The 12,249-nt window shown below is 51.3% G+C and carries 11 protein-coding genes; 8 read left to right on the top strand and 3 right to left on the bottom strand.

Annotated features, from left to right (window positions below; translation table 11 throughout):
- The first annotated feature begins 4 nt into the window (after positions 1-4).
- Positions 5-787 carry a 3'-5' ssDNA/RNA exonuclease TatD gene (gene tatD, locus SC127_RS11190; RefSeq protein ID WP_332626468.1) on the top strand — a complete coding sequence of 261 codons (783 nt, stop codon included), beginning with the start codon at positions 5-7 and terminating at the stop codon, positions 785-787.
- Here tatD and rfaH read toward each other — a convergent pair.
- Entirely contained in the window at positions 784-1,272 is a 489-nt protein-coding gene (gene rfaH, locus SC127_RS11195) for a transcription/translation regulatory transformer protein RfaH (RefSeq protein WP_215847959.1), read from the bottom strand. The genes tatD and rfaH overlap by 4 nt on opposite strands.
- 208 nt (positions 1,273-1,480) lie before the next feature.
- Here rfaH and pepE point away from each other — a divergent pair, with 208 nt between their 5' ends.
- The 3 genes from pepE (at position 1,481) to fre (ending at position 4,514) form a co-directional block, all read left to right on the top strand.
- The gene (gene pepE / locus SC127_RS11200; RefSeq protein ID WP_332626470.1) at positions 1,481-2,206 is read left to right on the top strand and encodes a dipeptidase PepE; all 726 of its coding nucleotides are present in this window, start codon (positions 1,481-1,483) and stop codon (positions 2,204-2,206) included.
- A gap of 80 nt (positions 2,207-2,286) precedes the next feature.
- On the top strand, positions 2,287-3,771 hold the full coding sequence (gene ubiD, locus SC127_RS11205; protein ID WP_332626472.1) for a 4-hydroxy-3-polyprenylbenzoate decarboxylase: 1,485 nt from the start codon (positions 2,287-2,289) through the stop codon (positions 3,769-3,771).
- A gap of 41 nt (positions 3,772-3,812) precedes the next feature.
- Positions 3,813-4,514, top strand: a complete 702-nt coding sequence (fre, locus tag SC127_RS11210; RefSeq protein ID WP_215847956.1) for an NAD(P)H-flavin reductase — start codon at positions 3,813-3,815, stop codon at positions 4,512-4,514.
- A 72-nt stretch (positions 4,515-4,586) separates the two neighbouring features.
- Here the strand turns inward: fre and fadA are convergent, their stop codons facing one another.
- Positions 4,587-5,750, bottom strand: coding sequence for an acetyl-CoA C-acyltransferase FadA (gene fadA, locus SC127_RS11215; RefSeq protein ID WP_243079694.1), 1,164 nt, complete (start codon positions 5,748-5,750; stop codon positions 4,587-4,589).
- A gap of 10 nt (positions 5,751-5,760) precedes the next feature.
- Positions 5,761-7,944 carry a fatty acid oxidation complex subunit alpha FadB gene (gene fadB, locus SC127_RS11220; RefSeq protein WP_332626474.1) on the bottom strand — a complete coding sequence of 728 codons (2,184 nt, stop codon included), beginning with the start codon at positions 7,942-7,944 and terminating at the stop codon, positions 5,761-5,763.
- A gap of 186 nt (positions 7,945-8,130) precedes the next feature.
- Between fadB and pepQ the strand changes: the two genes are divergently transcribed.
- The 4 genes from pepQ to hemG are packed head-to-tail and all read left to right on the top strand — an operon-like array spanning position 8,131 to position 12,118.
- On the top strand, positions 8,131-9,462 hold the full coding sequence (pepQ, locus tag SC127_RS11225; RefSeq protein ID WP_243079692.1) for a Xaa-Pro dipeptidase: 1,332 nt from the start codon (positions 8,131-8,133) through the stop codon (positions 9,460-9,462).
- Positions 9,462-10,079, top strand: a complete 618-nt coding sequence (locus tag SC127_RS11230) for an IMPACT family protein (RefSeq protein WP_243079691.1) — start codon at positions 9,462-9,464, stop codon at positions 10,077-10,079. Before pepQ ends, SC127_RS11230 begins: the two co-directional genes overlap by 1 nt.
- A gap of 32 nt (positions 10,080-10,111) precedes the next feature.
- Positions 10,112-11,563 (top strand): Trk system potassium transporter TrkH, encoded by a 1,452-nt coding sequence (trkH, locus tag SC127_RS11235; RefSeq protein ID WP_215847952.1) that lies wholly within the window; start codon positions 10,112-10,114, stop codon positions 11,561-11,563.
- Between the two features lie 18 nt (positions 11,564-11,581).
- The gene (gene hemG, locus SC127_RS11240; RefSeq protein WP_243079690.1) at positions 11,582-12,118 is read left to right on the top strand and encodes a menaquinone-dependent protoporphyrinogen IX dehydrogenase; all 537 of its coding nucleotides are present in this window, start codon (positions 11,582-11,584) and stop codon (positions 12,116-12,118) included.
- Positions 12,119-12,249 lie beyond the last annotated feature (131 nt).

Consider the following 12,249-nt stretch of genomic DNA (forward strand, 5'->3'; position numbering starts at 1 on the left):
AAGTATGTTTGATATCGGTGTAAACCTGACCAGCACGCAATTCGCCTCCGACCGGGAAAAGGTGGTTAAACGCGCGCGCGAAGCGGGCGTCACCGGCATGCTGATTACCGGCACCAATGCGCTGGAAAGCCAGCAAGCGCAGCGGCTTGCGGCGGGCCAGCCAAACTTCTGCTGGTCTACGGCAGGCGTACATCCGCATCATGCCAGCGAATGGTCAGCTGAAATCGCCAGCTCAATACGCCGTTTGGCGGGAAAACCCGAAGTGGTGGCGATTGGTGAATGCGGGCTCGACTTCAATCGCAATTTATCGGCGCATCAACAGCAGGAATATGCTTTTGATGCTCAGTTGGCTTTAGCGGCGGAATTGAATATGCCGGTTTTCCTGCACTGCCGTGAAGCGCACGATCGCTTCGTTGCGGTACTGGAGCCTTGGTTGCCTAAACTGCCCGGCGCGGTGTTGCACTGTTTTACCGGCACGCGTGACGAACTGGAGGCTTGCCTGAGTTTAGGCTTGTCGGTAGGCATTACTGGTTGGGTATGCGACGAACGTCGAGGACTGGAACTGCGTGAGATGCTGCCGTTGATTCCAGCGGATCGTCTGCTGCTGGAAACCGACTCGCCTTATTTGTTGCCGCGTGATATGCGGCCACGTCCGACTTCCCGTCGCAATGAGCCCTGTTTTTTACCGCATATTGTTCAACAGGTTGCTACCTGGCGAGGAGAGGATGTTAAGGCGTTGACTGCGCGCGTCGATCACAATGCGCGAACGCTATTTCGTCTGCTTTAAGCCTTGCGAAACTGTTTGTTATCTACGCTACGCATGACCTGCTTGTTGAGCAGGTTTAGCAGCAATATAGAACGCGTTTCTCCATCTGGTTCCGCAAAAATAGCGCGCAGACCTTCAAAAGTGCCTTCGATGATGATGACTTCGTCACCGATTTGCGGCGTCTCTGGGTCGAGCAAAATTTGCGGTGCATCGGTTTGCAGCGCTTCGATAACAGCAGAAGGGACGGTTGCGGGTGTTGTGCCAAAACGCACAAAGTGGCTGACGCCGCGTGTGCTGCTAATGGTCGTAGTATGAATGGCTTCTGGATCAAATTCGATAAACAAATAGTTAGGGAACAGCGGTTCACTTACTGTAGTGCGTTTGCCGCGCACAATTTTTTCCAGCGCGATCATCGGGCTGAGGCAATTGACTTCTTGCCGCTCCAGGTGTTCCTTAGCGCGCAAGAGCTGTCCACGTTTGCAATAAAGTAAGTACCAGGATTCCATAACTGCTCCCATCGAATGGACGCTAAGAATACCAAACCTGCTGCCAGAGTTATAGCGCATCGAAACGCTGAAAGGGGTGAGACGCTAAAATAAACTGAGACTTTTCTTAACATGCGGAATGGCTTCAGAAAAGCGGATTGGAAATTGACGTCCCGCTATCCTCTGTATCAGACTCGATGCCCATTACCTATGCGAAAAGGATCACCTGATGGAACTGTTTCTGTTGAGCAATGGCAAGTTAGCGGATGATGCACCGCTGTTGGGTTATGCGCAGCCTCAGCTGCACGCGATGATTGCCCAGCGCGGTATCACTTCTGCTGTGCTTATTCCCTATGCGATTATTCGCGGCGACCAGCAACAGCGTGCCGTCGATCTTAGCGTTTCGCTGGGAATTTCAGTGCGCTCTATCCAGGATTTTTCATCCGCTGTTGAGGCGATTGAACAGGCAGAACTGATTCTGGTCAGTGGCGGAAACACCTGGTTTTTGAATCAGATGCTGCATGAAAAAGGGCTGGTTGTGCCGATTCAGCGCGCAGTCCGTGAGCGTAACGTGCCTTACGTCGGTTGGAGCGCGGGTTGTAACGTGGCGACACCGTCGATCCGCACCACCAATGACATGCCAGTTCGCAGCACTGTGGTGTTGCCTGCGCTAGGTTTGTTCCCGGTTCAAATCAATCCTCATTATATTGACGCCCACGTCAGCGGTCACATGGGTGAAACGCGTGATGAGCGGCTGGCAGAGTTCTGCGCCGTTAATCCTGATGAATCCGTAATAGCGCTGCGTGAAGGCAGTTTTCTGCACGTCAGCGAAGATCGTCTCAATTACTTCAGCGTGCGTGATGAAGATTTTAAACTGTTCCGTCACAACCAGCCGATTCAGCATTGTTACGATGTCAGCGCACTGCAATCGCTGGTTCCTTTTCGCTGCGATTAAGGTTGCCGCATAAACCTCAACATACCAAGATATTCGGCCTTATAATGGCCGCTTCACTCTGGCCGGAAAGCTAAAGCCGCATGAAATATCATGATTTAAGAGACTTCCTCGCGCTGTTAGAGCAGCGTGGTGAATTAAAGCGCATCACCCAAGAGATCGATCCCATACTGGAAATGACGGAGGTTGCCGACCGTACCTTACGTGCTGGCGGGCCTGCATTGTTGTTTGAAAACCCAAAAGGGTATGACATGCCGGTACTGTGCAACCTGTTTGGCACACCAAAACGTGTGGCGATGGGCATGGGACAGGAAGAGGTGAGCGCCCTGCGTGAAGTTGGCAAATTGCTGGCATTTTTAAAAGAACCTGAGCCGCCTAAAGGGTTCCGCGATCTGTTCGACAAGATGCCGCAGTTCAAACAAGTGCTGAACATGCCGACTAAACGTCTGCGCAATGCGCCTTGTCAGGAAGTGGTGTTCAGCGGTGATGAAGTGGATTTATCGCGTATCCCGGTAATGAAATGTTGGCCTGGTGATGCCGCGCCGCTTATTACCTGGGGGTTAACCGTGACGCGTGGCCCTCATAAAGAGCGTCAAAATCTGGGCATTTATCGCCAGCAGGTCATCGGCAAAAATCGGTTGATCATGCGCTGGCTTTCGCATCGCGGTGGCGCACTCGACTTTCAGGAGTGGAGTAAAGCGCATCCGGGTGAGCGCTTTCTGGTTTCTGTCGCGCTGGGTGCGGATCCTGCTACCATCCTTGGTGCAGTGACACCGGTGCCTGATACGTTGTCTGAATATGCCTTTGCCGGCTTACTTCGTGGCAATAAGACCGAAGTCGTGAAATGCCTCTCCAACGATCTTGAAGTTCCGGCCAGCGCGGAAATCGTTTTGGAGGGCTATATCGAACCTGGCGACATGGCACCTGAAGGCCCTTACGGCGACCACACTGGCTACTACAATGAAGTAGACAGTTTCCCGGTATTTACCGTGACGCATATAACGCAGCGTCATCAAGCGATCTATCATTCAACCTATACCGGACGCCCACCAGATGAACCTGCGGTTTTAGGTGTGGCGCTGAATGAAGTACTGGTACCGATCCTTATCAAGCAGTTCCCGGAGATTGTTGATTTCTATTTACCGCCTGAAGGCTGCTCATATCGCCTGGCAGTAGTCACGATCAAAAAACAGTACGCGGGACATGCTAAACGGGTAATGTTTGGCGTCTGGTCATTCCTACGGCAGTTCATGTACACCAAATTTGTTATTGTGTGTGACGACGACGTTAATGCGCGTGACTGGAACGATGTGATTTGGGCGATTACAACCCGTATGGACCCCGCGCGTGATACGGTATTAGTTGAGAATACGCCGATCGATTACCTCGATTTCGCCTCACCGGTTTCCGGTTTGGGATCGAAAATGGGACTTGATGCGACCAACAAATGGCCGGGTGAAACGCAGCGTGAATGGGGAACGCCCATTGAGAAAGATCCTGCGGTCACGGCGCGCATTGACGCCATCTGGGATGAGTTAGGTATTTTCGATCAGCCGCCACAACGCTGACGGTGAGCACAACCATAAAGACGACCCGACAGAGGGAACGCATGACAACGTTAAGCTGTAAAGTAACTTCAGTTGAAGCGATTACCGACACGGTGTATCGCGTTCGTCTGATTCCAGAAGCGGATTTTAATTTTCGCGCGGGACAGTATTTGATGGTGGTGATGGACGAACGCGATAAGCGCCCGTTTTCGCTGGCATCGACGCCGATGGAAAAAGAAATTATTGAGCTGCATATCGGGGCTTCCGACCTGAACCTGTATGCAATGGCCGTGATGGATCGTATTCGTGACGATCGCCAAATTACTGTGGATATTCCGCATGGTGATGCCTGGCTGCGTGAAGAGAGTACTAAGCCGGTAATTTTGATCGCAGGTGGAACAGGCTTCTCTTATGCGCGTTCTATTCTGCTTACCGCACTGGCGCAGCAGCCGAACCGCGATATTGCCATTTACTGGGGCGGCCGTGAGTTGAAACACTTGTACGATTTGGAAGAGCTCAATGCGCTGTCAGTTAAGCATCCTAATCTCAAAGTGATCCCGGTCGTTGAACAGCCAGAACAGGGCTGGCAAGGTCGATCCGGCACGGTGCTTACCGCGGTAATGCAGGATTTCAGTACGCTGAGCGAGCATGAAATTTATATTGCCGGCCGTTTTGAGATGGCGAAAATTGCCCGCGATCGCTTCTGTGCCGAACGCGGCGCGGTTGAAGCACAAATGTACGGTGATGCTTTCGCCTTCATTTGATAACGCATTGGCAAACAGAAAAAACCCGCCTCTGACAGGCGGGTAAAAACAGCCAGGTTGAGACTCAACGTATTAAAGACGTTCGAATACGGTAGCGATGCCCTGACCTAAGCCGATGCACATTGTTGCAAGGCCAAATTGGGCATCGCGTCGTTCCATGATGTTCAGTAATGTGGTGCTGATACGTGCGCCTGAACAACCCAGCGGATGTCCGAGTGCAATAGCGCCGCCATTCAAATTGATTTTGTCATCCATCTGCTCCAACAATCCCAAATCTTTAATGCACGGCAGCGTTTGCGCTGCAAATGCTTCATTCAACTCAAAAATATCGATATCGCTGATGCTTAGCCCGGCGCGTTTTAATGCCAACTTGCTGGCAGGAACCGGACCATAACCCATGATAGAAGGATCGCAACCCACCACCGCCATGCTTCTTATACGTGCACGTGGCGTCAGGCCCAGTTCACGCGCGCGGCTTTCGCTCATCACCAACATGGCCGCTGCGCCATCTGATAATGCAGATGATGTGCCTGCTGTGACGGTACCATTTACCGGATCGAACGCCGGTTTCAGTGCTGCCAGCCCTTCAAGACTGGTCTCTTCACGAATCACTTCATCAAAGTCATAGCGCTTCAAGACACCATCAACATCGTGGCCGTAAGTAGCGACAATCTCGCGCTGAAAATCGCCACGTTGTGTGGCTTGCCATGCGCGCTGATGTGAGCGTAGCGCGAAAGCATCTTGCTGCTCACGGCTGATGTGATGCATGTGTGCCAGCATTTCGGCAGTTAATCCCATCATACCTGCGGCTTTCGCCACCGTGCGGCCTAATCCGGGATGAAAATCTACGCCGTGGCTCATGGGCACATGCCCCATATGCTCAACGCCGCCAATCAGGCAACTGTGGGCATCGCCAACCATAATGGTGCGTGCCGCATCGTGTAATGCCTGCATAGAAGAACCGCATAAACGATTGACGGTTGTTGCCGGCACGCGGTGCGGAATCTCTGCCAACAGCGCCGCATTACGAGCAATATTAAAACCTTGCTCCAGCGTTTGTTGAACGCAGCCCCAGATAATGTCATCCAGTGTAGAGGCATTTACCGCGGGATTGCGACTCAGCAATTCACGCATCAGGTGTGCCGAAAGATCCTCGGCGCGTATATGGCGGAACGCGCCGCCTTTCGAGCGGCCCATTGGTGTACGCACCGCATCAATAATCACCACATTTTCCATATTCTTTACCTCAGGCGCTTTTCAGCGCAGCTTCATCAATGGGTTTGGCGGCGGGGTACCAGCTTTCATGCTGGTGAGCTTTCTGCAGCAGCAACGCGGGCAGCTCGTAGAGAGCACCGAGCGAGGTATAACGTTTCGCTTGATCAACCACATTGCTATTGCCCAGCGTATCGAGATAGCGCAACGCGCCACCACGGAATGGTGGGAAGCCCAAGCCATAAACCAAGGCCATGTCCGCTTCGGCAGGTGAGGCGACAATCTGTTCTTCCAGGCAGCGCACCACTTCGTTCAGCATCGGCAGCATCATGCGGTTAAGAATCTCTTCATCCGTGAACTCGCGTTTCGGCTGGCAAACCTGTTGCAGCAGCGTATCCACTTCCGCATCTGCCACTTTTTTCAGCTTTCCTTTCTTATCTTCTTCCCAATGCCAGAAACCTTTGCCGTTCTTTTGGCCGTAACGATTGGCATCAAACAGGACATCGATGGCATCGCGATAATTTTTCTTCATGCGCTGTGGAAAACCATCGGCCATGACGCTTTGCGCATGATGTGCAGTATCAATGCCGACCACATCCAGCAGCCACGCTGGGCCCATCGGCCAACCGAACTGTTTTTCCATGACTTTATCAATGTGACGGAAGTCCGCTCCATCGCGTAGCAGCAAGCTAAAAGCGGCGAAGTAGGGGAACAATACGCGGTTGACGAAAAAACCGGGGCAATCATTTACCACAATCGGCGTTTTACCCATTTTGCTGGCCCAGGCCACCACTTTACCGATCGTCGCTTCGCTGGTTTTCTCACCACGCACGACTTCAACCAGTGGCATACGCGGCACGGGATTAAAGAAGTGCATCCCGCAGAAATTCTCGGGACGTTGCAGCGCTTGTGCCAGTTGGCTGATAGGGATGGTGGAGGTGTTTGAGGCCAGAATGGCGTCCTGACGCAGATGAAGTTCGGTTTCAGCCAGTACCTTAGCTTTAACCAGCGGATTTTCTACCACGGCTTCCACCACGATATCGGCCTGCTCAAAGCCAGAGTAATCCAATGTCGGTTGGATGGTAGCAATGACGCTCGCCAGTTTGCTGCCATCAATTTTTCCGCGCTCCAGCAGCTTATTAAGCAACTTGCTGGCTTCATTCATGCCAAGTGTTAGCGCCTGCGGATTGATGTCTTTCATTTTAACCGGCACGCCTTTCCACGCTGACTGGTAGCTAATGCCGCCACCCATAATGCCCGCGCCCAGAACCGCAGCCTGTGATGGCGCACCGCTTTCACTACTGCGTTTTTTTGCCAACGCTTTGACATATTGATCGTTAAGGAAGATACCGACTAAAGCACGAGCTTCATCAGATTGCGCCAGCGGTACAAACGCAGCCGTTTCCAGCTTTAGCGCATCGTTACGATCCAGCGCAGCAGCGGCTTCAATGGTTTTAACTGCAGTCAGCGGTGCAGGATAATGTTTTCCGGCAGTTTGCATCACCATGCTTTTGGCAATAGTGAAACTCATCGCTGCTTCAATCGGGCTGAGTTTCAAGGGGGCCAGCTTTGGCGCGCGGCGTTGACGCCAGCTATTATTCACCGCAGCCTCTTTGACCATAGTGATTGCAGCCTGGCGCAGCTTGTCGCTTTCAACCACCGCGTCCACTAAACCGAGTTTCAGTGCGCTCAAACCATCAACATCTTTACCTGCCGCAATAATTTCTAAGGCGCTGTCGGCACCGAGCAAGCGGGGTAAACGTACGCTACCGCCAAAACCTGGCATGATGCCCAGTTTGGTTTCGGGTAAGCCAATACGTGCGGTGGGCGTGGCGACACGGAGATCGGTGGCCAGAATACATTCACAGCCGCCACCTAAGGCATAACCGTCAATAGCGGCAATGGTTGGAACCGGTAAATCCTCGAGTCGATTAAATATGCTGTTTGCAAAAGTTAGCCACTGGCTGAGCTTTTCGGTCGGCGCATCAAATAGTGACAGAAATTCCGTGATATCTGCGCCCACAATAAACGCTGGTTTTGCCGAGCTCAGCACCAGACCACGTAAAGTTGGTTGCTGTTCCAGTACGGCGATGGCTTCGCCCAAACTTGCCACCGTTTTTGTGTCGAGTTTATTTACCGAACCGGGTGCATCAAAAACCAGCTCGGCGATGCCTTCGTCCAGCCAGTGAAGAGAAAGATTTGCGCCTTGGTAGAGCATGTGCGTCTCCTGAAACCACGAAAGGTGATCTGGTCATACCAGATGATCGTGAGTGTGGAAGTGATGTTAATTTTTTGCAAACGGCTCTTCAGGTATTTGCTAACAAGATCACAACCTCCCGGAACACGGCATCCACTTTGCGGCTGTGCTAAACTGCGGCGATTTCGCGACTCTGGAGAAACGGCCATGGATTCACTGAAAACCCTGTATCACGCGCATATCGCTACGTTGCAAAAACGGGCACAGCAGGTGCTGGCGCACAATAAGCTTGATGCAATGCTGATTCACTCCGGCGAATTGCTGACGGTATTTCTGGATGATCACAGTTATCCCTTCAAAGTGAATCCACAGTTCAAAGCCTGGGTTCCTGTCACTCAAGTTCCTAACTGTTGGCTTTGGATTGATGGCGTAAATAAACCCAAGCTCTGGTTTTATTCTCCGGTTGATTACTGGCACAACGTCGAGCCGCTGCCGAACAGTTTTTGGACTGATGACGTTGAAGTTATTGGTCTGAAAAAAGCGGATGAGATTGGACAACTGCTGCCCGCGCAGCGCGATAACGTTGCGTATATCGGCCCGGTTATTGAGCGAGCTGGGCAGTTGGGTATTTCTTCGGGCAATGTGAACCCTAAAGCGGTGATCGATTTCCTGCATTATCATCGCAGCATCAAAACCGAATATGAGTTGGCCTGCATGCGTCAGGCGCAAAAAGTGGCGATTGCGGGGCATCGTGCGGCAAAAGAAGCCTTTTCTGCTGGTCTCAGCGAGTTTGACATCAATCAGTCTTACCTGACGGCAACGGGCCATCGCGATACCGATGTGCCTTACGGTAATATTATCGCCTTAAATGAACATGCTGCGGTGTTGCATTACACCAAGTTGGATCATCAACCACCGGCGAAACGCCACAGCTTTTTGATTGATGCTGGCGCTGAATATCTTGGTTACGCTGCTGATCTAACCCGTAGCTATGCAGCGCAAAGCGGATCGCTCTATGCCAGCTTAGTAGAAGCGATGAATGCAGAAGAACTGGCGCTGATTGCTACTTTGAAAGCAGGTGTGCGTTATACCGACTACCATCTGCAAATGCACCAGCGTATTGCCAAACTGCTGCTGAAGTTCGATTTAGTTCAGGGGCTCAGTGAAGAAGCGCTGGTGGCTGAAGATATTACTGGGCCATTTATGCCGCACGGCTTGGGCCATCCGCTGGGATTACAGGTGCATGATGTGGCTGGTTTTATGCAGGATGATCACGGCACTCATCTTGCAGCACCTTCGCAATATCCTTATCTCCGTTGTACTCGCGTGCTGGAGCCGGGCATGGTGATCACTATTGAGCCGGGTTTCTATATCATTGACTCTCTGCTTGCTTCGTTGCGTGCCGGTAAGTTTAGCCAGCACATTAACTGGCAAGCCATTGATGCGCTGAAGCCGTTTGGGGGCGTGCGCATCGAAGATAATGTAGTGATTCATGCCAATCGTATTGAAAACATGACGCGCGATTTGAATCTTGCCTGATGAACGCCTTCGACATTCCCGCTGACGCGGTAAACGTCAGTGAGGAGACGATTAAAAAAAGCCGCTTTATTACTCTGTTAGCTCATACCGACGGGGTAGAAGCGGCACGTGCCTTTGTTCAGCAGGTCAGAAATGAACATCCCGGTGCGCGTCATCATTGTTGGGCTTGGGTTGCTGGTGCTCCCAATGACTCGCAGCAGCTGGGTTTCTCCGATGATGGCGAGCCTTCCGGAACGGCGGGTAAACCGATGCTGGCACAGCTGATGGGTGCAAACATCGGTGAAATTACTGCCGTCGTGGTGCGCTATTACGGCGGCATTATGTTGGGTACTGGTGGATTAGTAAAAGCCTATGGCGGCGGCGTACAGCAAGGTTTGAAACAGCTGACGCGCACCCTAAAGGTGCCAATGAAACTCTTTTCGCTTCAGTGTGATTACGCACAACTCAGTGATATTGAACGTCTGTTGCTTCGCTTTGAGGGCAAGATCGCAGAGAGTCATTATCAAGATCGCATTTCCCTGACGCTGGCCTTACCTTATGGACAAATTGATGGATTCAGACAAAATCTGTCAGACTTTAGTCGAGGCGCGTTGACGCTTTTCTCGCTCACACCTTGATCTGTTTACTCTCTTTTTAAAGGAACGGCTGAATGCATTTTCGCGCCATTACCCGCATTGTCGGTCTGCTGGTGATCCTCTTTTCGGTCACGATGATCTTGCCAGGTTTGGTCGCGCTGATCTATCGCGACGGTGCCGGTCGTGCTTTTAGTCAGACGTTTATGATGGCATTAGTTATTGGTTCACTGCTGTGGTGGCCAAACCGCAAACAGAAGACCGAGCTAAAACCACGAGAAGGGTTTCTTATTGTGGTGCTGTTTTGGACGGTGCTGGGCAGCGTGGGTGCGATGCCGTTCATTTTTGCCGAGCAACCCCATCTTTCTATTACTGATGCGTTCTTTGAATCCTTCTCTGGATTGACCACTACCGGCGCAACCACGCTGGTGGGATTAGATTCTCTTCCTAAAGCGATTCTCTTCTATCGCCAAATGCTGCAATGGCTCGGCGGGATGGGAATCATTGTTTTAGCCGTGGCGATTCTGCCTATTTTGGGCGTAGGCGGAATGCAGTTATATCGTGCTGAAATGCCCGGTCCCCTGAAAGATAACAAAATGCGGCCACGTATCGCTGAAACGGCCAAAACGTTGTGGTTAATCTATGTGTTATTAACTATTGCCTGTGCAATCGCGCTTTGGTTGGCGGGTATGCCCGTATTTGATGCTATCGGCCACAGTTTTTCGACCATCGCTATCGGCGGCTTTTCTACACATGATGCCAGCCTCGGTTACTTTAATAGTGGAACTATCAACACTATCGTGGCGGTATTTTTGCTGATCTCAGGCTGTAATTATGGTTTGCACTTTTCACTGCTAAGTGGACGCAACTTACGTGTTTACTGGCGTGACCCTGAATTTCGCATGTTTATTGGTGTGCAGCTCACGTTGGTTATGATTTGTACGCTGGTGCTGTGGTTTCATAATGTTTATGCCAGCGGCTGGCAAACGTTGAACCAGGCTTTCTTTCAGGTCGTTTCTATGGCGACAACCGCTGGCTTTACTACTGATAGCATTGCGCGGTGGCCACTGTTTTTACCAGTGCTGCTGCTTTGCTCTGCTTTTATCGGTGGCTGTGCGGGCTCAACGGGCGGTGGGTTAAAGGTCATTCGTATCCTGTTGCTGTGTAAGCAGGGCAATCGCGAATTGAAGCGTCTCGTCCATCCCAATGCGGTTTATACCATCAAGCTGGGTAACCGCGCGTTGCCGGAACGTATTCTTGAAGCGGTTTGGGGATTCTTTTCTGCGTATGCGCTGGTGTTCCTGATCAGCATGCTAGCAATTATCGCCACAGGCGTAGACGACTTCTCAGCATTTGCGGCAGTCGCCGCAACGCTGAATAATCTAGGCCCGGGCTTGGGGGTGGTGGCAGATAACTTCACCTCAATGAATGATGTGGCTAAATGGATTTTGATCTCCACGATGCTGTTTGGTCGTCTCGAAGTATTCACGCTGTTGGTGCTGTTTACGCCAACTTTCTGGCGTGAGTAATAAATAAGGATACTAACAATGAAAGCACTGATTCTTTTTTCCAGCCGCGATGGGCAAACGCAACTCATCGCTTCTTCTATAGCGAAAGAGCTGGAAGGAAAGCAGGCATGCGATGTGCTGAATATTTTGGATACGACCAATGTTGAATGGACACAGTATGATCGCGTGCTGATTGGGGCCTCAATTCGCTATGGGCATTTTCATCCGGCAGTAGCAGAGTTTGTTAAGCGCCATCAGCGTGAACTACAGCAACGTTCCAGTGGCTTCTTCTCCGTAAACCTAACTGCGCGCAAACCAGAGAAACGCTCGCCTGAAACAAATGCGTATACCGCTAAGTTTCTTAATCAGTCTCCTTGGCAACCAGATTGCTGTGCTGTGTTTGCTGGCGCGTTACGTTATCCGCGTTATCGCTGGTTCGATCGCATTATGATTCAGCTTATTATGCGAATGACCGGTGGCGAAACTGATTCAAGTAAAGAAGTTGAATACACTGACTGGCAACAAGTGACGCGTTTCGCCCAAGAATTTGCACGTTTACCAGGCAAGACGAGTTAAAAAAACACGATTTGTTGAAAATTAAATCGAACAATAATTTATTTGAAATAAACTCTTGTCAGCCCGGAAGAACTCCCTATAATGCGCCTCCACTGACACGGCAAACCGGCAACGGGATGGCGGTTCAGGAG

The sequence above is a fragment of the Pantoea sp. T14 genome, from assembly GCF_036663535.1.
Classification (GTDB): domain Bacteria; phylum Pseudomonadota; class Gammaproteobacteria; order Enterobacterales; family Enterobacteriaceae; genus Pantoea; species Pantoea phytostimulans.